Raw genomic sequence first — 22,448 nt, 5'->3', positions numbered from 1 at the left:
CGACCGGATTTTAGGCCGGGAACAGGAATGCCGTGGCGGGATCGAAGAAGATCTGCCGGCCCGCAGCGGCGTCGGCGCGGCCCGGTTCGGCGGTATCCGAAGTCGGCCTGACGTCGATCTCGTCGCCCGACCCGGTGCGGGCCATGACGCGCCGGCGGTCGCCGAAGAAGGCCGTGTCGACGATCTCGACGGCAAGTGATGCGTTTCCCTCCATGGGCGTCAGGCGGAACGCTTCCGGCCGCACCATCAGCCTGGCCTTCTGGCCGCGGCCAAGCGCATGTGTCGCTTTCACGCCCTTGATGATCGAGCCGTCTGCCAGCCGTATCTTGGCCGTGCCGTTCTCGGTTTCGAGATGCTCCGCCGGCAGGAAATTTGAATTGCCGATGAAGCCGGCCACGAACTCGCTTGCGGGCCTCAGATAAAGGTCCTCACCGGTGCCGACCTGCTCGATGCGTCCTTCCTTGAAGAGCGCAATGCGGTCGGAAAGGTGGAGGGCCTCCTCCTGGTCGTGCGTGACGTAGAGGATGGTGACGCCCGTCTCGCGGTGGATGCGGCGGATCTCGGCCTGGATTTCCTGGCGCAGTTTCTTGTCGAGCGCCGACAGCGGCTCGTCCATCAAGAGGATCGGCGGATCGTAGGCAAGCGCGCGGGCAAGCGCCACGCGCTGCTGCTGGCCGCCGGACAGCGCGCCGGGATAGCGGCCCGCGAAGCTTTCCAGACGCACCAGCGCCAGCATGTCGGCGACCTTGCGCTTCACCTCGCTGTCCGGTCGCCCGCGCACGCGCAGCGGAAAGGCGACGTTCTCGGCAACGCTCAGGTGTGGGAACAGGGTGTAGCGCTGGAAGACCATACCGATGTTGCGCTTGTGCGAGGGCACCGCAAGGAGCGATTTGTCTTCCAAAAGCACGTCGCCGGAGGTCGGGTCCTGGAAACCGGCGATCGCATAAAGCGTCGTCGACTTGCCGGATCCGGACGGGCCGAGGAAGGTCAGGAATTCGCCCTTGGGCACATCGATGGTGACGTCATGGACGGCGACGAAGGCGCCGAACGCCTTTCTCACCGCGCGAATGGACAGGAATGGCTGGGTCATCTGGACAGTCTTCTGCGAAGGAGTGCGGTCACGATCATCAGGGCGAGCGTCAGGCCGACGAGCAGGCTGGAGGCGGCGGCGACGACAGGGCTCAGATCGGCGCGCAGGCTGCCCCAGATCTTGACCGGCAAGGTCTGCAGCGTCGGGCTCGCCATGAAGATCGCCACCACCACCTCGTCCCACGAGGCGAGGAAGGAAAAGATCGCCGCCGAGAAGATGCCGATGCGGATCGAAGGCAGGGTGATCCTGAGCCTTGCCTGCAGCGGGCTGGCGCCGCAGACGATCGCCGCGTCCTCGATGGATTTGTCGAAACCTTCGAGCGCGGTGGCGATCGGAATGATGGCGAAGGGCAGCGCCAGGATGGTGTGAGCGATGACGAAGCCGACCGTGGTGCCGGCGAGCCCGATGCGCAGGAAGAAGGCATAGATGGCGATGGCGAAGACCACGACCGGCAGCACCATCGGCGTCAGCAGCAGGCCGCGTAGGAACTGGCGTCCGCGAAACTCGCCCCTGACCAGGCTGAAGGAGGCGAGCAGGCCGATCAGCACTGCGAGGATGGCGGCCATGGCGGCAATCTTGGCGCTGGTCAGCGCGGCGTCGATCCAGGCCGGGTCGGCAAGCAGTTCCTGATACCATTTCAGCGTCCAGCCGGGTGGCGGAAACGCCAGCCAGCGCGACGAGCCGAACGACAAAAGGATGATGAAGACCACCGGCAGCAGGAGGAAAGCGGCGACCAGCGCGGTGAAGCCGGCAAGCCCCGCACGCAGCCATCCGAGCCGGTCGTAGTCGAGCAGCATGTCAGAGCCCTCCGCCGAGGCGCCTGGCGCCGACCATGCGCAGCTGGATCGCGTAGAGCGCCATGGTGACGATGAGCAGCACGAAGGCGGCGGCACTTCCGAGCCCCCAGTTGAGCAGCGACTGCACGGTCTGGGCGATCATCTCGGCGAGCATCATGTTCGACGTGCCGCCAAGCAGGGCAGGCGTCACGAAATAGCCGAGCGACATGACGAAGACCATCAACCCGCCGGCGGCGATGCCGGGGAGCGACAGTGGCAGCAGGATGCGGCGGAACGCTTGAAACGGGCTCGCGCCGCACAGGGCGGCGGCGCGCAGCGTCATCGGATCGATCGCGCGCAGCGTGCCGACCAGCGGCAGGATCATGAAGGGCAGCATGATGTAGACCATGCCGATGGTGACGCCGGTCAGGTTGTTGATGAGCGGCAGCGGCTCATGGATGACGCCGAGCCTCATCAGCGCCCTGTTGATGACCCCGGTGCGCTGCAAAAGCACCATCCACGCATAGGTGCGGGTGAGAAGGTTGGTCCACATCGACAGGATGATGATGCCGAAGACGATCGAGCCGAGCGCCGGCGGCATGATTGCCAGCATCCACGCGACCGGAAACGCCACAACGATGGTCACGGCGGTGACCACGGCAGCCACCAGGAAAGTGTTGAGGAACACCCGCACATAGGTGCCGCTGCCGAACAGCGCGGCGTAGTTCTGCAGCCCGGGCTCGGGATCGGTGACGCTGCGCAGCAAGAGCGCGACCACCGGCACGATGAAGAACAGGCCGACCAGGGTGAGCGCCGGCAAGCCACCGGCGCTGCCGGCCGGCAGGCCGGCGATGGACTGGCGTCTGAAAGCGTTTCCCGTCATGGAACGACCCGTGTTTCAAGCGGGACGCGGTCGCCCGCGCCCCGCTCCTGTCGTGGCGGCTACTTGGTCTGCCAGGCGTACCAGCGCGTGGCGATCTCGTCGCGATGCTCGGCCCAGTAGTTCATGTCGAGGTTGATCTGGCCGTCGACATGGGCGTCGGGCAGGCCCTTGACGACGTCCGCGGCCATCTCGGCCTTGGCCTTGGTGTTGATCGGCGCGTAGCCGCTCGCTTCGGCGAATTTCGCCTGGCCGGTCGGGCTGCTGGCAGTGGCGAGGAACTTCATGGCGCTGTCCTTGTTCTTGGCGCCCTTCGGCACGACGAGAACGTCGGCGGCGGTGAGGTTCTGGTTCCACGAGACGCCGACATCGGCGCCGTCCTTTTCCAGCGCGAAGACGCGGCCGTTCCAGAGCTGGCCGAAGACCGCCTCGCCGGAAGCGATCAGCTGCTGCGACTCCGCGCCGCCGCCCCACCAGACGATGTCCGACTTGATCGTGTCGAGCTTCTTGAAGGCGCGGTCGAGGTCGAGCGGATAGAGCTTGTCGGCCGGCACGCCGTCGGCCAGAAGCGCGATCTCGATCACGCCCGGTGCCGACCATTTGTAGAAGGTTCGTTTGCCGGGAAACTTCTTGGTGTCGAACATGTCGGCCCAGCTTGCCGGTTCGCCGGAGACGGCGCCTTTGTTCCAGGCCAGCACGAAGGAATAGTAGAAACTGCCGACGGCCTGTTCGTTGCTGAAGCGCGGGTCTAGGCCGTCTTTGGGCACGACCGTGAAGTCGATCGGCTCGAGCAGCCCGTCCTTGGCGGCCTTGATGGCGAAGTCCATCTCGACGTCGACGACGTCCCAGGTGACGTTCTTGGCATCGACCATGGCCTTCAGTTTGCCGTAGTCGGTCGGGCCATCCTGCAGCACCTTGATGCCGGAGCTTGCCGCGAACGGCTCCGCCCAGGACTTGGTCTGCGCTTCCTGCGTGGTGCCGCCCCAACTGGTGAACACCATTTCATCGGCCTTGGCGGCGGTCGCCGAAAGCAGCCCGGCGAGGACGCCGGCTAAGATCAGTTTCATGTCATTCTCCTCTGATTTCTCTGTTCCGTTTCTTGTTCTTGTCAGTGCACCCTCGCCATGCCGTTCTCAGCGCATGACGAAGGGATCGGGGATCGGCTCGTCCGAGGTCTTGATCCAGACCGATTTCGAGCGCGTGTAATCGCGGATGGCGTCCAGCCCGCCCTCCCGGCCGAGGCCCGACAGGCCGTAGCCGCCAAAGGGGACGAGCGGCGACACGGCGCGGTAGGTGTTGACCCAGACGACGCCGGCATGGATGTCGCGCGCCATGCGGTGCGCCTTGCCGAGATTTGAGGTGAAGACGCCGGAGGCGAGGCCGAAGGGCGTGTCGTTGGCTAAAGCCAGCGCCTCGGCCTCGGTGTCGAAGGAAAGCACGCTGAGCACCGGACCGAACAGCTCCTCGCGTACGCAGGCTAGGGCCTGATCCGAGGCCTCAATGATCGTCGGCGCGTAGTAGAATCCATCCGTCCTGTCTTTGGGGCGCGCGCCGCCGGTGATCAGCCGGCCGCCGTCGGCCAGGCTATCGGCAACAATGCTTTCGATCCGATCGCGCTGGCGCGCGGTCGCGAGCGGCCCCATTTCAGTGGCCGGATCCTGCGGGTCGCCGATGCGGATCGCTTCGGCCTTGCGCTTCAGGCGGTCGAGGAATTCTTGCTTCGCCGAGCGCTCGATGAGCAGGCGCGAGCCGGCGACACAGCTCTGTCCCGTCGCCGCGAAGATGCCGGCGACGACCGCGTTGGCGGCGCTGTCGAGATCGGCATCGGCGAAGACGACGACGGGGCTCTTGCCGCCAAGCTCGAGCGTTGTGTAGGCGAGGTTCTCCGCCGTGTTCCTGACGATGGCGCGCGCCGTCGACGGACCGCCGGTGAAGGCGACGCGCGAGACCAGCGGATGGCTGGTCAGGCGCCGTCCGCACTCCTGCCCGAAGCCGGTGAGGATGTTGACAGCGCCGGCCGGAAAGCCGGCTTCGCTGACCAGCTCGGCGAAGGCGAGCAGCGGCGCCGGGCCGTCCTCGGAAGCCTTGAGCACCACCGTGCAGCCCGCGGCCAGCGCCGGGCCGAGCTTGACGGCCGAAAGGAAGAGCTGCGAGTTCCACGGCACCACCGCGGCAACGACGCCGATCGGCTCGCGACGGATGGTGACGTCGAGATCCGCCTTGTCGATCGGCACATGCGCGCCTTCGTGCTTGTCGGCGAGCCCGCCATAGTAGCGGTAGTAGTCGCCGACATAGGCGATCTGCGCACGGGTCTCGCGGATGATCTTGCCGGTGTCGCGCGTCTCCAACTCGGCCAGGCGTCCGGCATTGGCGGCGACGAGGTCGCCGAGCCTGACCAGCAGTTTTCCACGGGCGGTCGCAGTCATCGTCCGCCAATGGCCGGAGCGCAACGCGCGGTGCGCCGCCTCGACGGCGCGGTCGACATCGGCTTCGCTCGCCGCCGGCATCTTCGCCCATGGCGCGCCCGTCGACGGATCGACGCTGTCGAAGCTTGCCGACGGCTCGTCGAAGCGGCCGTCGATGAAATTCCTGAAGAGAGCGTCGGTCATGGGCTCGCGATCAGAGAAAGGCCGGCATCACCCGGTCGATGAACAGTTGCAGCGATTTCTTCTTGCGTTCGTGCGAAAGGCCGCTGTCGATCCAGATCGAATACTGGTCGTAGCCGAGCGCCTCGTAGGCCTTCAGCCGCGCGATCACTTCGTCCGCTTCGCCGATCACCAGGTTCTGGCGCATCTTGTCCGCCGCATATTGCGGCATGGCGGCAATCTCGTCGGCGGTGAGCGGCTCCAATATGCCCTGGTGCACCGGCTTCTTATTCTGGAACCAGGCGCCGAATTGGCAGTAGAAGCTCGACAGATCCTGGCTCAGCCGGTCGGCATCGGCCGCGTCCTCGGCGACGAAAGTGTGCATCAAAAGCATGATCTCGGGGCGCGGGATTTCGGGATGGGCGGCGCAGGCGGTGTTGAAGCGCTCCATCAGGCTCGCCACCTCGTCGTCGCCGGAGGCCAGAGGCGTGACCTGCACGTTGCATTGGTTGGCCACCGCAAAGTCGTGCGAGTTCGGATCGCGTGCCGCCACCCAGATCGGCGGGTAGGGCTTCTGCAGCGGCTTGGGCGAGGAGGTGGTCGAGGGGAACTGCCAGAATTCGCCCGCGAGCTCGAAATCGCCGTCCCAGAGGCCGCGGATTGCCGGGATGATCTCGCGCATGCGCTGGCCGGCGCCCCAGGCGTCGAGCCCCGGAAAGACGCGCTGGTATTCGTAGCTGTAGGCGCCGCGCGCGATGCCGACATCCAGCCGGCCGCCGGTGATGACATCGGTCATTGCCGCCTCGCCGGCGAGCTTGATCGGGTGCCAGAACGGCGCGATGATGGTTCCCGTGCCGAGGCGGATGCGGCTGGTCTTGCCCGCCAGGTAAGCGATGTTGATGAACGGATTGGGCGAGATGGTGAATTCCATCCCATGATGCTCGCCGATCCAGGCGGTCTCGAAGCCTGCCTCCTCCGCCAGCAGCACCAGCTCACCCAGCTCGCTCAGCAATTCCGAATGCGGCTTGGCGAGGTCCGAGCGTTCCATATGCACGAAGAGCGAGAACTTCATCCCTGGTCACCTGTATTGAAGGCGGCGGTCCTGGCGAGCGGCCGCACCTGGCCTTCGACCTCGTTGCCGACATAGACGCCGAACACATCCTCGGCGCATTCGCGCACATAGCGCGCCAGCATCGAGCGGATCGCCGGATCGGCGATCTGCAAGCCGCCGATCGCGTCGATGTCGATCAGCCGGATGCCGCGATCGCTGGAGGCCGGCACGTCGAACGTGCCGCGATAGTAGACATGCGTGCGCGACTGATTTCCAGCATCGTCCCAGACGGCGTAGAGGAAGCCGAGCTGCGCCTCGATGGCCTTTGCGGCCAGAAGCCCGTTGAGGCTCTTGCCGTCGCTTGCCGAGCCCAATCCCCGGCCGCGCGGCAGTTCGAGGAAGCCGTCCGCCGTTTCCAGGAACAGGATACGGCCTCCGTTCTCCAGGATGGCGCCGACATCGGTGCCGGGCTGGGCGGCGGCCAGTGCCTCCTGGCTGAGGCCGGGCGTGATGTAGGCGCCGCGGCAATAGCCGAGCGGCTGCGCGGAATTGTGCTGGAAGTCGCGGACGCGGCCGATGAGGATCGAATGATCGCCCGCCTCGACCAGCCGCTCCATGTCGCAGTCGAAGGTTGCCACCGAGCCGTCGAGCATCGGACTACCGGTCTGCCCCGGGCGCCAGTCGACCGAGGCGAATTTATCCGCTGCCTTCGAGGCGAAGATGCCGGAGGCTGTTTTCTGGCTTTCGTTCAAGACGTTGATGGCGAAGCTCTTCGATGTCGCGAACACCGGATGCCCGAGCGCCTTGTGGGCAATGCAGACCAGCACCAGCGGCGGATCGAGCGACACCGAGGTGAAGGAATTGGCGGTGAAGCCGCGCGGCTCGCCTTCCGGCCCGATCGTGGTGACGATGGTGACGCCGGTCAGGAAGGAACCTAGCGCGCGGCGGAACTCGCCGCTGTCGAAGCCGGCATCCGCCGGGGCTCCATCGCCTTGCTCCAGGCTTTCACCTTCGTTGAGGAAATCGACGATGTGGCGTGTGATGAGATCGGGCGCCGCCACCGCCATCATGTGCCTCTGACCTGAGAGCACGGTGCAGCGGCCATGCGGCGCAAGCCTGGCCATGGCGGCCGACATTGCCGGCGAGGAATTCTTGTCCTGCGAGCCTGCGATGAACAAGGCAGGCATGGCCAAGGTCTGCAGGCGGTCTGCGTGATCGCTGTCGGCGCGGGCGAACAGGCGGTAGGTGCGGGCATAGCCTTCGGGGTCGACCTCGCCCAACGCCGCCGCCGTCTTCGCAGCCGCCGCCATGAGCTCGGCCGGAACAGGATCGCCGAACCAGCGCGCAATGGTCTGCGCGGCACCTGCCGCGTCGCCGCGACCGGTGAGCGCCGCGGCCCGCTCGCGAACGGCTTCGGCGAGCTCAGGCGGGCGGCGAAACACGGCGTTGAGCGAGACGATGCGGTCGACGCGCTCCGGCGCGAGCAGCGCAAGCTCCTGCGCGACGAGCGCGCCCATCGAGTGACCGACGACCGACACGCTTTTGAGGCCGAGATGATCGAGCAGCCGGATCGCCTGCCTGGCATAGTCGGCCAGTTCCGGCGCCTGCGGCGGCAGCGGCGAACGGCCGTGACCGAGCGTGTCGATGGCGATGACGTGCCAGCGATCGGCCATCCGCTCGATCTGCGGCTGCCAGATCGCCGCGTTCATGCCGACGCCGTGAATGAGAAGCACCGGCGCGCCCGATCCGGCGCGGATGAAGCTGGTGCCGTCCGGCGCGGCGGCCCGTGTCCATTCACGTGCGGCGACATCAGCCATGCAGGTCGCCCACTTCCTTGAGGTCCTGGTAGCGGTCGCCGATGCGATGATGCGGCCGGCCGCCGATCGAGGCGCCGAGCGCCACCACCAGCTCGTCCGGTGCGGGTGCGTCGCCGATCTGGAAATGCACCGTCAGATAATGCGAGCGCCGGCCTTCGTCGTTCTTGTCCATCAGCGGGATCATGATCGGCGTGTTCGGCCCGCCGCGCAGGTTGGTGAAGGCGAGATAGGTCTTGGCGCCGACGGCCCGGCGATAATGGTTGCCGAAATGCAGCGTGTGGATCAGCGCGGAGGCGTGCTCGATCTCGCCAGACGTGCCGCAGATGGCAGCCTTGCCGTAGCCTTCGATCGCCTCGCCCGAACCGGCGGCGGCGATGATCTCGCGGGTCAGGATTTCTCCAAGCACCGGCGCGCAGGCGCGGATCTCGGGCGAGAGGTCCTCTGTGAAGCCGAGACCCGCCCAGGGGTTCGTCAGCACCGCGGCGACGCCGATCAGACGCAGCGGCCTGGGTGCTGCCTTGCCGCCTTCGATCAGCGTGTTCTCGCTGTAGGTGACTAGCTTGCGAATGGCTGGCTGCATGGAAACCTCTTTCGGGCGACGCGTGAGAAAAGCGCGCGATTTCCTATATCGTATTATGGTATACCATACTATGGAGCACCAAATACCTTGTCAACCGGCCATGGAATCTGTTTTCGTGGCCAGCGCAGGGAGCAAGGGCATGCAGGACGACACGCTTCGCATCGATCGCAGCGCCAAAACTTTGAGAACATTGGCTCTCGAACGTATGCGCGAGGCCATCATGGATTTTCACTTCCAGCCCGGCGAAAGGCTGGTCGAGCGGCCGCTGTGCGACCAGCTCGGCGTCAGCCGCTCGGTTGTGCGCGAGGTTCTGCGGCAATTGGAGGCTGAGGGTCTCGTGCAGATGATCCCCGGCCACGGTCCGGCAGTGGCCAAGCCGGATCTCGGCCGCACCGACGAGATCTATGAGCTCAGAGCCCTGCTCGAAGGGATCGCGGCGCGCGCCTGCGCGCAAACGGCGACCAATGGACAACTGGCGATACTGGATCATGCCCTCGGAGAGCTCTTCGAAGCCTGGGCCTCGGGCAAGCCGCCGGCGGTGATGCGCGCGACGACGAAATTCTACGAGGCGCTGTTCGAGGCCGCGGACAAGCGCGTCGCCTGGGAGATCGTCAGCGGGCTCAACGTGCGCATCAACCAGCTGCGCTCGATGACGATCGCCTCGGCGAACCGGCGCGAGCCGGCGATCGCCGAGATGAACGCGATCATGGATGCGATCCGGGCGCGCAAGCCGGAGGAGGCCGAAGCCGCGGCTCGGCGGCATGTCGAATCCGCCTGGAAGATCGCGCGGGACAAACTGCGCCTTGACCCTCTCTAGAGCAAATCCAGGAAAAGTGTGTAACGGTTTTCCGTCCGGAATTGCGTAAAAACAAATAGTTAGAGCGGTCCGTCGCTACCTGCTCCAAGCAGGAGCGCTCAAAGCCGATGCGGTGACCGAGGGACACCAGGTTCGACGCGGCCAGCTGATTGCAGCCGATGTTGAGGCAATACGCGGTGGCCTCGTGACCGAGCGCCCGCGTCAAATCCTGGGTTTTCGAAGTAAGGTTTCAAAGAAGCTCGACTGTACCTTCGGGGACCGGCGATATACTCGGTCCCAACGTTCCAACGGATAGTCGCTCTCCCGTATGACGATTTCTTCGAATGGTATCTTCGAGACCTTCCAGGCCTTGAGGTAAAAGTGTCCTCCCGGACGAACAAGGCGGTAGATCTCCGACAGATAATATTCGATCTGGTCGAGCCGCATTTCGTGCAGGGATGAGATGTTGATGAACAGGTCGACGGTGGAATCAGGCAGAAGCGCAAGTTGATGAGGCAGCAGAAAGGCGAGCGCGGATGCCTCGAATTCCTCTCGAACCGTTTCAAAATTGTCGAAGGGACGAAAGCGGAAGTGCTTCCTGTCCGGAAACAGTTGGCAGAGATATTCCTGGGCGACCCCGAGAGCAGGCGGGATGTCGACCATGATGTACCTGACGGTCGGATGCAGCGAGGCAATGACGAACGCTGTTCGACCGTAGCCGCCACCGAGCTCGCAGACAGTTCCCGTCACGGCCGACTCGATCGATTTATATTCCAGGATTGAATTGGCAAGATCCTGAGAAACGAGCCTTCCGCCGATGCGAATTTCCGGCGGATTGCCGACTGATGGCTCCGACAGGGCCGCAATTTCTTCCGGATATTCCTGCTGGGCATATTGCCAGACGAGTCGGGTGAGAAAGTTCAGGGCGAAGCCCTCGGGCAACGGAATATGGCGGTGCTTGAACGGAGTTACGACTCCAAGCGCGGCCCGGATTGAAGCTACGAGCGGAAGGTGGCCGACCAGGAAACGGATTTGAGGATCCCAAGGCAGAACCCGCATCCAGGTGAAATAGTCCTTGGCCAGCGTGCGTTTGAAATTCGCGATTCCGGCCGACGTTGTGCGCTCGGCATGCCGCCGGTTCAAGTCCTGCCAGAATTTCGAAGGCTGCATCACTTCGGGTGCCGCCTTCATCTCGTCGACCATCGAATGCAGCGTCGCACGGAAGCTTTCAGTCATTCCCCCACCCCGCGCAATCTCCCCGCGCAGCCAAGACAATGCTTCAACAGAGCAGAAAGCACAACTTCCGCGACCTTGGAAAAGTAAACGCCATGGACTTGGTCCTGGGCTTTACCCGTATGCTTGTCAATGCCGCCATGCGGCGGCTTGCTGCGCAGCCGGTGCGCCTGTCTGCTGGCGACGTCGTTCCGGGAAACGGCCCACGGTGTATCAATGTCGCTGACCTACAAACACCGCCGATCTGATAGCCCGCTTAAGCCACCCGCTTGCCGGGCCATTCTGGGTGCTTGCGATCTATCGCCAGAATATCCGCGGTTGTGCCTCGTGTCGAAAATGTTTACTGTTAGTAAATAAAATGGAATCAGCGGGCGGCAAACGACATGGCGAAGACTCAAGCAGCAAGCAAAAACGGCAGGTCGCCGGCTCCCGTCAAATCATCGGGTGCAGCGACAGTTAGCGCGTTGCCGCGCAGCAGCAGCACCCCCTTCGTTCAGGATCCCCACGCGGTTCGCGATATGCGCGAGAACGTGCTCGAGGTCGCGATTGGCCACGAGGTCCGCGCCTTTCGCAAGAAGCTCGGCATTACCGTCGCCGACCTTGCCGTGACCACAGGCCTCTCACTCGGCATGCTGTCCAAAATCGAGAATGGCATCACCTCGCCGTCATTGACCACGCTGAAGTTGTTGTCGCACGCGCTCGGGGTGCCGCTTACCGCGTTCTTCCGCAGCTTCGAGGAAGAGCGCAAGGCCGTCTTCGTCAAGGCCGGATCGGGTGTGGACGTGGAACGGCGTGGCACGCGCGCCGGACATCAGTATACGTTGCTGGGCCATATCGGTTCGGATACCGGCGTTGTTGTCGAACCCTACCTCATTACGCTGACTGAAGACTCCGACGTCTTCCCGACCTTTCAGCATGATGGCATGGAGTTCCTCTACATGCTGGAAGGCGAGGTGGTTTACCGCCATGGCAGCAATCTCTACCGCATGACCCCGGGCGACAGTCTGTTCTTCGATGCCGATGCGCCGCACGGCCCCGAAGAACTGACGCACTTGCCGATCCGATACCTGTCGATCATCTCCTATGCCCGCGGGCGCGGAAAAGGCTGATGGAGCCCGCCAGAAGCGATTTCCCGCGGTATTGCTCGCCTTGAACTCTGCGACTGGCGAATGACTCCAGCCGGCAGTTCGGAAAACGTCACGCGCAAAATCAAGACACTTTTGGCGTCCCTTGCGGATCCAAGAGGACGCGCGGTGTTGCGCCTCGACTGGCCATCAAGTCGACGCCTTTGAGCATCCGGACGACCGCCGCCGGGCGCTTGAATTTCCGCGGCTTCCTCGACACCTGACGTGGCGGCCCCCGCACCGACATGCCGAGCGTGCCCGGCCGAACCTGCGGCCACTGAAAAGGATTGCCCGGACCTCCTTCCATCTGAAGCGGCAATGTTTTTCTACAGGAAAAAAAAATTCATGACAGTTGAATTGCGATTGGGAACCTGCTACGCATTGCAGCAGGTAACAATCAATCGAGGTGACCGGGATGTGTGGGATTGTTGGACTCTTTCTGAAAGACAAATCACTTGAGCCGCGGCTGGGCGCCCTTCTGTCGGAAATGCTGGTCTCATTGACCGACCGCGGTCCCGACAGCGCCGGCATAGCCATTTATGACGGCGCAGCAGGAAAGGGGCGTGCCAAGATCACCATCCAGTCTGCGGCTCCCGCGGCGGATTTCCCGGGTCTCGAAGCCGAGCTTGGCAAGAAGATCGGAACCATGGTTTCGTCGACGGTGAAGTCGACCCACGCCGTCCTCGACATCCCCGCCGGCAAGCTCGACGAAGCCCGCGCCGCGATCGCCGAACTGCGCCCGAATGTGCGTGTCATGGGTGCCGGCGAGGCGATAGAAATCTACAAGGAAGTCGGCCTGCCGGCCGATGTGGTCAAGCGGTTCGACTTGACCAAGATGACCGGCAGCCACGGCATCGGCCACACGCGCATGGCGACCGAATCCGCCGTAACCACCCTGGGCGCGCATCCCTTCTCGACCGGCCCGGACCAGTGCCTCGTGCACAACGGCTCGCTGTCGAACCATAACAATCTTCGCCGTGAGCTGATCCGCGACGGCATGCGTTTCGAGACCGAGAACGACACCGAAGTCGCGGCCGCCTATCTCTCGTCCAAGATCGCCCACGGCCAGAATCTCGGCGAGGCGCTGCAGAGCAGCCTCGACGACCTCGACGGCTTCTTCACCTTCGTGGTCGGCACCAAGAACGGCTTCGGCGTGGTCCGCGATCCGATCGCATGCAAGCCCGCCGTGATGGCCGAGACCGACCAGTATGTCGCTTTCGGTTCGGAATACCGCGCCTTGGCCAATCTGCCTGGCATTGAGGAAGCCAGGGTCTGGGAGCCGGAGCCGTCCACTGTCTATTTCTGGGAGCATTGAGGATCATGAATATTTCGAACGTTGCGACAGCGCCATCGCGCGAAGTGAACTTCGCGCAGCGCGTCTTCGACCTCGGCGAAAATTCGCTGCGCGAGCTGAACCATGCGCTGCACAATCTCGCTCCGGGCTCGAATGAGACCGCCTGGGAGGTGCTCAACCCGAAAGGCAGTCATTCGGTCGCCGTCGGCGTCGACCAACCGGTCACCATCGATGTCCGGGGCAATGTCGGCTATTACTGCGGCGGCATGAATGCCGGCGGCGCCATCACCGTGCACGGCTCTGTAGGCCCGGGCGTCGGCGAGAACATGATGTCGGGCTCGATCGTGGTCAAAGGCGACGCCAGCCAGTATGCCGGCGCCACCGGTCGCGGAGGCCTTCTCGTCATCGAGGGCAATGCCTCGTCGCGCTGCGGCATCTCGATGAAGGGCATCAACATCGTTGTGCGTGGCAATATCGGCCATATGTCGGCCTTCATGGCCCAGTCGGGCAACCTGGTGGTGCTGGGCGACGCCGGCGATGCGCTCGGCGACTCGATCTATGAGGCGCGGCTGTTCGTGCGTGGCAAGGTCAAGAGCCTGGGCGCGGACTGCATCAAAAAGGAGATGCGTCCCGAGCACATTGCGCTCCTGCAGGATCTGCTCGATCGTGCCGGCATCAAGGATGCCAAGCCGGAAGAGTTCACCCGCTACGGCTCGGCCCGCACGCTCTACAATTTCAACATCGACAACGCTGACGCATACTGAGGGCGAACATGACCTACCACAATCCTCCGACGACGCCGCGCAAGTCAGCGACCTTCGATGAGTACGCGATGTCGGAAATCCGACGCGCGGCGGCAACCGGCATTTACGACATTCGTGGCTCCGGCGCGAAGCGCAAGGTCCCGCATTTCGACGACCTGCTCTTCCTCGGTGCCTCGATCTCGCGCTATCCGCTGGAAGGCTATCGCGAGCGCTGCGACACCAGCGTGGTGCTGGGCTCGCGCCATGCCAAAAAACCGATCGAACTGAAGATCCCGATCACGATTGCGGGCATGAGTTTCGGCTCGCTCTCCGGCCCCGCCAAGGAAGCGCTCGGGCGTGGCGCAACCATCGCCGGCACCTCGACGACCACCGGCGACGGCGGCATGACCGAAGAGGAGCGCGGCCATTCCAAAACGCTGGTCTATCAATACCTGCCGTCGCGCTACGGGATGAACCCGCGTGACCTTCGCCGCGCCGACGCCATCGAGATCGTCGTTGGCCAGGGCGCCAAGCCGGGTGGTGGCGGCATGCTGCTCGGCCAGAAGATCTCCGATCGCGTCGCCGAAATGCGCACGCTGCCGAAGGGCATCGATCAGCGCTCGGCCTGTCGTCACCCGGATTGGACCGGTCCCGACGACCTCGAGATCAAGATCCTCGAAATTCGCGAGATCACCGACTGGGAAAAGCCGATCTATGTCAAGGTCGGCGGCGCGCGGCCCTACTACGACACAGCGCTTGCAGTAAAGGCCGGAGCCGACGTCGTGGTGCTCGATGGCATGCAAGGCGGTACGGCCGCCACCCAGGAAGTATTCATCGAACATGTCGGCCAGCCGACGCTCGCCTGCATCAGGCCGGCGGTGAAGGCCCTGCAGGACCTCGGCATGCATCGCAAGGTGCAGCTCATCGTGTCCGGCGGCATCCGCAACGGCGCGGATGTGGCCAAGGCGCTCGCGCTTGGCGCCGATGCCGTATCGATTGGCACCGCGGCGTTGATTGCGCTCGGCGACAATGATCCGCGCTGGGAGGACGAATACCAAAAGCTCGGCACGACCGCCGGCGCCTATGACGACTGGCATGAGGGCAAGGATCCGGCGGGCATCACCACACAGGATCCCGAGCTGATGAAGCGCGTCGACCCGGTCGTCGCCGGGCGGCGACTGGCGAACTACCTAAAGGTGATGACGCTCGAGGCGCAGACGATTGCCCGCGCCTGTGGCAAAAATCACCTGCACAATCTCGAGCCGGAAGACCTCTGCGCCCTTTCGATCGAAGCAGCGGCCATGGCCGGTGTGCCGCTCGCGGGGACGAGCTGGGTACCAGGGCAGGGCGGCTTCTAAAAACAAAACCGGAAGAATGGGAGCAGTAGACAATGAACAAGGCCTTTGAAGCCAAAATCGATCAGTCTGAGGGGGCTGATCTCCAGGAGTTCGCAAGGGCTCGCAACGTCAAGTACTTCATGGTCTCGTATACGGATCTGTTCGGCGGCCAGCGCGCGAAGCTGGTGCCGGCGCAGGCTATCGCAGACATGCAGAAGGAGGGTGCTGGCTTTGCCGGCTTCGCGACCTGGCTTGACCTGACCCCCGCGCATCCCGACATGCTGGCGGTGCCAGACCCTTCGTCGGTGATACAGCTGCCGTGGAAGCCGGAAGTCGCCTGGCTTGCTTCCGACTGCCTGATGGAAGGCAAGGGCGTCGCCCAGGCGCCGCGCAACACCCTGAAGCGGCTCGTTGCCGAAGCCGCCAAGGAGGGTATGCGCGTCAAGACCGGCGTCGAGCCGGAATTCTTCCTTGTGACGCCCGACGGCAAGCACATCAGCGACGAATACGATACGGCGTCCAAATCCTGCTACGACCAGCAGGCCGTGATGCGCCGCTATGACGTCATCGCCGAAATCTGCGACGCCATGCTCGACCTTGGCTGGCAGCCCTACCAGAACGACCATGAGGATGCGAACGGCCAGTTCGAAATGAACTGGGCCTTCGACGACGTTCTGGCCACGGCCGACAAGCATTCCTTCTTCAAGTTCATGGTCAAGTCGATCGCCGAAAAGCACGGCCTGCGCGCGACCTTCATGCCGAAGCCCTTCCAGGGCCTCACCGGCAGCGGTTGCCATGCCCACATCTCGGTATGGGATCTCGGCGGCAAGACCAATGCTTTCGCCGACAAGGACATGGAGTTGGGTCTGTCGGAAAAGGGCAGGCACTTCCTGGGCGGCATCATGAAGCACGCCTCGGCGCTGGCGGCGATCACCAATCCGACGGTGAATTCCTACAAGCGCATCAACGCACCGCGCACCGTTTCCGGCGCGACTTGGGCGCCGAACACGGTGACCTGGACCGGCAACAACCGGACCCACATGGTGCGTGTGCCCGGCCCCGGCCGCTTCGAATTGCGCCTTCCGGATGGTGCCGCCAACCCTTACTTGATGCAGGCGGCCATCATCGCTGCCGGCCTCAGCGGCATCCGCACCAAGGCGGATCCGGGCCAGCGCAGCGACATCGACATGTACAAGGACGGACATACCGTCACGCACGGCGCCAAGCTCCCGCTCAATCTGCTCGATGCGCTTCGTGCCTATGACGATGACGCCGAATTGAAGGCGGCGATGGGCGAGGAGTTTTCCTCTGCCTACATCAAGCTGAAGACCCAGGAGTGGAACTCCTACGCCTCGCACTTCACCCAGTGGGAGCGTGATCACACGCTGGATGTCTAACCGGTAGCCAGCTAAGGGTCGGCGCCCGATTTTCCGATCGGGCGCTGACCCGCAAGACGTGACTTTTTCGCCGGAATACATGCGATGAAATATTCGATCTTTTCACTCGCCAAGGCGGCGCTGTCCGGCCACAAAGGATGGACGCGGGCGTGGCGTGACCCGGCACCCAAGAGCCGCTACGACGTGGTCATTATCGGCGGTGGCGGCCACGGACTGGCGACGGCCTATTTCCTCGCTCACGAGTACGGCATCCGCAATGTCGCCGTACTGGAAAAGGGCTGGATCGGCTCCGGCAATGCCGGCCGCAACACCACCATCATCCGCTCGAATTACGGCCTTCCCGGCAATACCGGCTTCTACGAATTGTCGATGAAGCTGTGGGAGCGCATGGAGCAGGACCTCAACTACAACACGATGGTCAGCCAGCGCGGCATCATCAACCTTTATCACTCCGATGCGCAGCGCGACGCCTTCGCGCGGCGCGGCAACACGATGCGCATCAACGGCATCGATGCCGAGCTGCTCGACGCCGAGCAGATCCGCAAGGAACTGCCGTTCCTGAACTACAACAATGCCCGCTTCCCCATCATGGGCGGTCTCTTGCAGCGGCGCGCAGGCACCGCCCGCCATGATGCCGTCGTCTGGGGTTATGCGCGTGCCGCCAGTGAAGGCGGCGTCGACATCATTCAGAATTGCGAGGTCACCGGTTTCGTGCGCGACGCCAACGGCAAGGTGACCGGTGTCGAGACCTCGCGCGGCAGGATCGGCGCTGGCAAGGTCGGCATGGCGGTCGCCGGTTCTTCGTCGCGGGTCGCCGCGATGGCCGGCATGAAGCTTCCGATCGAAAGCCACGTGCTGCAGGCCTTTGTCTCCGAGGCTATCAAGCCGCTCATCCCGGGCGTCATCACTTTCGGTGCCGGCCACTTCTATGTCAGCCAGTCGGATAAAGGCGGGCTGGTCTTCGGCGGCGATCTCGACGGCTACAATTCCTACGCCCAGCGCGGCAACATGCCCGTCATGGAGGATGTCTGCGAGGGCGGCATGGCCATCATGCCGATGATCGGCCGCGTGCGCATGCTGCGGCAGTGGGGCGGCATCATGGACATGTCGATGGACGGCACGCCGATCATCGACAAGACGCCGGTGGACGGCCTCTACCTCAACGCGGGCTGGTGCTATGGCGGCTTCAAGGCGACGCCGGCATCGGGACTGGTCTTCGCTCATCTTCTTGCGCGCGACGAACCACATCCCGAAGCAGCGCTGTTTCGGCTCGACCGGTTCCGCCGCGGCGCGATGATCGACGAAAAGGGCCAGGGCGCCCAGCCGAACCTCCACTGAAAGCGAGACTGGCGGAATGCGTATTGCATGTCCTTTCTGCGGTGAACGCGAGAATGGCGAGTTCACCTATCTTGGCGATGCCTCGCCCGAGCGGCCCAACTTCGCCGTCGATGGCGGGGAGAGTCCCGAACGTGTCGAGGATGCCTTCTACGACTACGTCTACCTGCGCGACAACCTGGCGGGCGTCATGCGCGAATATTGGTATCACGGCGGCGGCTGCCGTTCGTGGCTTGTAGCCGAGCGCAATACCGTGACCCATGAGTTTATTTCCGTGACGGCGGCTCCGGGCGCGGGCGCTGCCTTGGCGGCGCGGGCAGGAGAATGACCATGTCGGGCTATTCCCAATCCGAACCTCTCGCCAGGACCGCGCCGATGGAGGCCAACGTCCGCGCGAGCGTCACGCCCGCCAGCCAATCGCACCGGCTGCGCAACGACGGCATGATCGACCGCCAGTCACCGCTGCGGTTCTCCTTCGACGGCAAGGCCATGACCGGTTTTGCCGGCGACACGTTGGCTTCCGCGCTCATCGCCAACGGCGTCAAGCTGGTGGGGCGTTCGTTCAAGTACCATCGCCCGCGCGGCATCGTCACGGCCGGGTCGGAGGAGCCGAGCGCGCTCGTCGAGATGCGCCCCGGTGCCCGGCGCGAGCCGAACACGCGAGCGACCACGCAGGAACTCTATGACGGCTTGATCGCGAACAGCCAGAACCGCTGGCCGTCGCTGCGTCGAGACTTCATGTCGGTCAACCAGTTGTTCGCACCGATCTTCGTCGCCGGCTTCTACTACAAGACATTCATGTGGCCGGCGAAGTTCTGGGAGTCGATCTACGAGCCGATGATTCGCCGCGCCGCTGGTCTCGGCAAGAGCGCCGAACTGCCTGATCCGGACCATTACGACAAGGCCTGGGCCCATTGCGACGTGCTCGTCGTCGGGGGTGGGCCCGCGGGCCTGTCTGCGGCGCTTGCCGCGGGCCGCGCCGGGTCGCGCGTCATTCTCGTTGAGGAAGATACCTTGCTCGGCGGTCGCTTGCTCAGCGACGGCGGCGAGATCGATGGCCTGGACGCCAGGGAATGGCTGCGTCGCGCGAGCCGCGAACTCGCTTCTCTGCCCAATGTCCGGGTGATGACCAGGACGGCCCTGTTCGGCGTCTATGACGGCGGCACCTACGCCGCGCTCGAGCGCGTCAGCGACAACGTCCCGACGCCGGGTCCGCACCAGGTCCGGCAGCGGCTCTGGCGCATTGCCGCCAAGCGTTCCGTGGTGACTGCGGGGGCGATCGAGCGGCCGGTTGTCTTCCCGGGCAACGATCGGCCGGGCGTGATGATGGCATCCGCCGTCCGCACCTATGTCAATCGTTTCGCGGCTCTGCCGGGCAGGCGCGTGGCGGTGTTCACCAACAATGATGACGGCTGGCGTACCGTCGAGGCTATCCATCGGGCCGGAGCGGAGATCGCAGCGGTGGTCGATCCCCGCGGCGAGGCGCCGTCGCAATACGGCAGGCTCGTCGATACTTACGATCTGCGTGTGCTGGCCGGGGTCGTATCCGACGTCAAGGGCGGTGTCGACGGCGTGCGCGGCATCGCCGTGACAGACAAGAACGGCCGGACGCAGCGTATCGATACGGACTGCCTTGCCGTTTCGGGAGGGTGGAACCCGAATGTGGGTCTGTCTTGCTTCCACCGCGGCAAGCCAGTCTGGCGCGAGGATATCGCGGCCTTCGTGCCGGGCGAGGCGCCAATAGGGATGACCATGGCCGGTGCCGCCAACGGCGATTTCTCGCTCGGCGCCTGCCTTCGCGACGGACATGCCGCGGGCGCCAAGGCGGCGTCCGAATGCGGTGCCGCCGGGAACCCGGGCGAGGCATCGACAGCCGAAGATGAGGCCTATGCCATAGCGCCGCTCTGGCATGTCAAAGGCAAGGGCAAGGCGTTCGTCGACTTCCAGCACGACGTTACAGCGTCCGACGTGACCCTGGCCCAGCGGGAAGGCTTTGAAAGCGTCGAGCATCTGAAGCGCTACACCACGCTTGGCATGGCTACCGACCAGGGCAAGACGTCCAACATCAATGGCCTCGCCATCATGGCGGAAGCCAGCGGTCGCACCATTCCCGAGACCGGCACGACAATCTACCGGCCACCATACGCGCCCGTCGCCATAGGCGCGTTCGCCGGCCACCATCGCGACGAGAATTTCCATGCCACGCGGCTGACGCCGTCGCACCATTGGGCCGCGAGACAGGGCGCGGTGTTCGTCGACACCGGGCTGTGGAAGCGCGCGCAGTGGTACCCGCGCGCCGGCGAGAAGGACTGGCTGGAATCGGTGACCCGCGAAGTCAAAGCCGTGCGCAACGGTGTCGGTTTCTGCGACGTCTCGACGCTCGGCAAGGTCGACGTGCGCGGAGCAGACGCCGGCGTCTTCCTTGATCGTGTCTATATCAATGCTTTTTCGTCGCTCGCGGTGGGCAAGGCGCGTTATGGCCTGATGCTGCGCGAAGACGGCATCGTCATGGACGACGGCACGACCTCCCGTCTGGCCGAAGACCACTACTTCCTGACGACGACCACGGCCAAGGCCGGTCCGGTCATGCAGCATCTCGAATTCTGCCGGCAGGTGCTGTTTCCGGAACTCGACGTGCAGCTGACCAGTGCCACCGACCAGTGGGCGCAATTCTCCATCGCAGGCCCGAACACGCGCAAACTGCTGCAGGCTCTGGTCGACCCGTCGGAGGATCTGACCAATGAGGGCTTCCCGTTCATGGGCGTCCGCGAGGTCAAGCTGCGGGGAGGCGTGACCGCTCGCCTTTTCCGCATCTCGTTCTCCGGCGAAATGGCCTTCGAGATTTCGGTGCCGGCCCGCTACGGCGCGGCGATGGCCGAGAACCTGATGATAGCCGGCAAGCCCTACGGCGTGACGCCCTACGGCACCGAAGCGCTCGGCGTCATGCGCATCGAGAAGGGGCATGTCGCCGGCCCCGAGCTCAACGGCACAACCACGGCCGATGATCTCGGCCTCGGCAAGATGATGTCGAAGAAGAAGGATTTTGTCGGTCGCGTGATGGCTGGGCGCGAGGCGTTGACGGCCCCGAACCGCCAGGTTGTCGTCGGCATAAAGCCGCTCGACCGAGGACGCCGCCTGCGCTCTGGCGCACACGTCATACCCAAAGGGGCGATCCCAGGTCCGCAAACAGACCAAGGCTACGTCACATCGGTCTGCTTCTCGCCGATGCTTGACCAATGGATCGGCCTTGGTCTGGTCGAACGCGGGCGCGAGCGAATTGGTGAGATCGTCCGCATCCATGATCCCCTGCGGAGCGAGGACTATGAGGCCGAGATCTGCAGCCCCGTCTTCTACGATCCAGAAGGAGTACGCCAGCGTGGCTGAATTTTCCTGGAACACCCAATCGCCGCTGGAGAGCGCGCTCGTCCCTGGTCACCACGGCGTGACCGGTCCGCAAGTGGGCGTTACGCTGGAGGAGGTGCGCGACATCAGCCTGGTTCAGGTCATGACGCGGCGTGGCAGAGCGGCCGAGACCGCGAAGGCAGCCAAGAAGGTGTTCGGCATCCAGCCTCCGACCTCTCCCAGTGCCGCAGTGGGCCGGCACGCTACGCTGATCTGGTCGGGCCCGGACCAGTTCATCGCCTTTTCTGCGCGATCGGCAGAGGATCAATTTGTCAAATTGTCAGAGGCCTTCGCCGGCGTCGCGTCGCTCTCCGACCAGTCAGATGGGCGCTGCCTGATCCGGATTGGCGGACCCCGCGTCCGTCAGGCGCTGGCGAAGTTTTGTTCGCTGGATCTGGATGACAGGGCGTTCCCTCCGGGCGCCGCAGCGACAACCTCGATCGACCACACGGCGATGAATATATGGCGCGGGGCGGATAGCACGGACGGGCACGCCATCTTCAACATGCTTGTCTTCACCAGCTTCGCCGACAGCCTTTGGCATACGATCCTGGACTCCGCCCTTGAGTATGGGGTTCAGGCGTCGTTGGCTCACGCCGCATAGTCTGCCGAGCCGATCGCACCTTTACCGAGACAAAACCCGTTTCGACGTGGCTGTTCGCCGCTGCGCATTGACCGCGCAGCGGCGCTGTCACTGCTTGACATGCATGCCGCGTAAAACTGCGCAGCGGTTTTGCGAAAACGACATACATAAAAACGAAGACTTAAAGCGCGTCGCCTGAACCCGTTTCAGCGCGGCGTGCTTTGGACTAGCGGGCATCCTGGCAACCGCTCAAAAAAGAAAGTCTTGGCACGATGTGCCAAGACTTGAAGGGCGCTCCGTGGTCTAGCGTCTTGGGGAGTACGGATTTCCTCAGAACAGGCCTTCGATCTGACCCTGCTCGTTGAGGAAGATCTTTTCCGAGGACGGGGCCTTGGGCAGGCCGGGCATGGTCATGATCTCGCCGC

Annotated in this window: 20 protein-coding genes; 10 read left to right on the top strand and 10 right to left on the bottom strand. The window is 64.0% G+C overall.

Annotated elements, in window-relative coordinates:
• Window positions 1-10: 10 nt before the first annotated feature.
• From RFN30_RS19720 to RFN30_RS19685, 8 genes are all read right to left on the bottom strand, one after another.
• Entirely contained in the window at window positions 11-1,090 is a 1,080-nt protein-coding gene (locus RFN30_RS19720; RefSeq protein WP_320263754.1) for an ABC transporter ATP-binding protein, read from the bottom strand.
• Window positions 1,087-1,887, bottom strand: a complete 801-nt coding sequence (locus RFN30_RS19715) for an ABC transporter permease (protein WP_320263753.1) — start codon at window positions 1,885-1,887, stop codon at window positions 1,087-1,089. Before RFN30_RS19715 ends, RFN30_RS19720 begins: the two co-directional genes overlap by 4 nt.
• Before the next feature lies 1 nt (window position 1,888).
• The gene (locus RFN30_RS19710) at window positions 1,889-2,749 is read right to left on the bottom strand and encodes an ABC transporter permease (protein WP_320263752.1); all 861 of its coding nucleotides are present in this window, start codon (window positions 2,747-2,749) and stop codon (window positions 1,889-1,891) included.
• Between the two features lie 59 nt (window positions 2,750-2,808).
• Window positions 2,809-3,813, bottom strand: a complete 1,005-nt coding sequence (locus tag RFN30_RS19705) for an ABC transporter substrate-binding protein (protein WP_320263751.1) — start codon at window positions 3,811-3,813, stop codon at window positions 2,809-2,811.
• Window positions 3,814-3,879: 66 nt separating this feature from the next.
• On the bottom strand, window positions 3,880-5,355 hold the full coding sequence (locus tag RFN30_RS19700; protein ID WP_320263750.1) for an aldehyde dehydrogenase: 1,476 nt from the start codon (window positions 5,353-5,355) through the stop codon (window positions 3,880-3,882).
• Window positions 5,356-5,365: 10 nt separating this feature from the next.
• Complete coding sequence (locus RFN30_RS19695; RefSeq protein WP_320263749.1) at window positions 5,366-6,403, bottom strand: LLM class flavin-dependent oxidoreductase; 1,038 nt, start codon at window positions 6,401-6,403, stop codon at window positions 5,366-5,368.
• A complete protein-coding gene (locus RFN30_RS19690) occupies window positions 6,400-8,199 on the bottom strand; it encodes an alpha/beta fold hydrolase (RefSeq protein WP_320263748.1) in 1,800 nt (599 codons plus the stop codon). Before RFN30_RS19690 ends, RFN30_RS19695 begins: the two co-directional genes overlap by 4 nt.
• The gene (locus RFN30_RS19685; protein WP_320263747.1) at window positions 8,192-8,779 is read right to left on the bottom strand and encodes an amino acid synthesis family protein; all 588 of its coding nucleotides are present in this window, start codon (window positions 8,777-8,779) and stop codon (window positions 8,192-8,194) included. Before RFN30_RS19685 ends, RFN30_RS19690 begins: the two co-directional genes overlap by 8 nt.
• 139 nt (window positions 8,780-8,918) lie before the next feature.
• On the opposite strand from RFN30_RS19685, the gene RFN30_RS19680 reads away from it, so the two are divergent.
• Window positions 8,919-9,596 carry a GntR family transcriptional regulator gene (locus RFN30_RS19680; protein ID WP_320263746.1) on the top strand — a complete coding sequence of 226 codons (678 nt, stop codon included), beginning with the start codon at window positions 8,919-8,921 and terminating at the stop codon, window positions 9,594-9,596.
• Between the two features lie 201 nt (window positions 9,597-9,797).
• On the opposite strand, the gene RFN30_RS19675 is transcribed toward RFN30_RS19680, so the two are convergent.
• Window positions 9,798-10,811, bottom strand: a complete 1,014-nt coding sequence (locus tag RFN30_RS19675) for a putative sugar O-methyltransferase (protein WP_320263745.1) — start codon at window positions 10,809-10,811, stop codon at window positions 9,798-9,800.
• Window positions 10,812-11,191: 380 nt separating this feature from the next.
• On the opposite strand from RFN30_RS19675, the gene RFN30_RS19670 reads away from it, so the two are divergent.
• From RFN30_RS19670 to RFN30_RS19630, 9 genes are all read left to right on the top strand, one after another.
• On the top strand, window positions 11,192-11,917 hold the full coding sequence (locus RFN30_RS19670) for a helix-turn-helix domain-containing protein (RefSeq protein WP_320263744.1): 726 nt from the start codon (window positions 11,192-11,194) through the stop codon (window positions 11,915-11,917).
• Window positions 11,918-12,347: 430 nt separating this feature from the next.
• Window positions 12,348-13,247: a class II glutamine amidotransferase gene (locus RFN30_RS19665; RefSeq protein WP_320263743.1), complete on the top strand. Its 900-nt coding sequence runs from the start codon at window positions 12,348-12,350 to the stop codon at window positions 13,245-13,247.
• Window positions 13,248-13,252: 5 nt separating this feature from the next.
• Window positions 13,253-13,990, top strand: a complete 738-nt coding sequence (locus tag RFN30_RS19660) for a GltB/FmdC/FwdC-like GXGXG domain-containing protein (protein ID WP_320263742.1) — start codon at window positions 13,253-13,255, stop codon at window positions 13,988-13,990.
• An 8-nt stretch (window positions 13,991-13,998) separates the two neighbouring features.
• A complete protein-coding gene (locus tag RFN30_RS19655; RefSeq protein WP_320263741.1) occupies window positions 13,999-15,327 on the top strand; it encodes an FMN-binding glutamate synthase family protein in 1,329 nt (442 codons plus the stop codon).
• A 32-nt stretch (window positions 15,328-15,359) separates the two neighbouring features.
• A complete protein-coding gene (glnT, locus tag RFN30_RS19650) occupies window positions 15,360-16,703 on the top strand; it encodes a type III glutamate--ammonia ligase (RefSeq protein WP_320263740.1) in 1,344 nt (447 codons plus the stop codon).
• Window positions 16,704-16,787: 84 nt separating this feature from the next.
• Window positions 16,788-18,041, top strand: a complete 1,254-nt coding sequence (locus tag RFN30_RS19645) for a sarcosine oxidase subunit beta family protein (protein WP_320263739.1) — start codon at window positions 16,788-16,790, stop codon at window positions 18,039-18,041.
• A gap of 16 nt (window positions 18,042-18,057) precedes the next feature.
• Entirely contained in the window at window positions 18,058-18,366 is a 309-nt protein-coding gene (locus tag RFN30_RS19640) for a sarcosine oxidase subunit delta (RefSeq protein WP_320263738.1), read from the top strand.
• A 47-nt stretch (window positions 18,367-18,413) separates the two neighbouring features.
• Window positions 18,414-21,422: a sarcosine oxidase subunit alpha gene (locus tag RFN30_RS19635; RefSeq protein ID WP_320263964.1), complete on the top strand. Its 3,009-nt coding sequence runs from the start codon at window positions 18,414-18,416 to the stop codon at window positions 21,420-21,422.
• Window positions 21,415-22,044 carry a sarcosine oxidase subunit gamma gene (locus RFN30_RS19630; RefSeq protein ID WP_320263737.1) on the top strand — a complete coding sequence of 210 codons (630 nt, stop codon included), beginning with the start codon at window positions 21,415-21,417 and terminating at the stop codon, window positions 22,042-22,044. The genes RFN30_RS19635 and RFN30_RS19630 overlap by 8 nt, the downstream gene beginning before the upstream one ends.
• Window positions 22,045-22,353: 309 nt before the next feature.
• Here the strand turns inward: RFN30_RS19630 and RFN30_RS19625 are convergent.
• The coding region (locus tag RFN30_RS19625; protein ID WP_182576241.1) for a formate--tetrahydrofolate ligase at window positions 22,354-22,448 on the bottom strand (95 nt) is incomplete at its 5' end.

The organism is Mesorhizobium dulcispinae (assembly GCF_033977345.1).
Taxonomy (GTDB): Bacteria; Pseudomonadota; Alphaproteobacteria; order Rhizobiales; family Rhizobiaceae; genus Mesorhizobium; species Mesorhizobium dulcispinae.
Note: the sequence above shows the minus strand (reverse complement) of the source record. Positions and strands in the feature narration are given on the sequence as shown.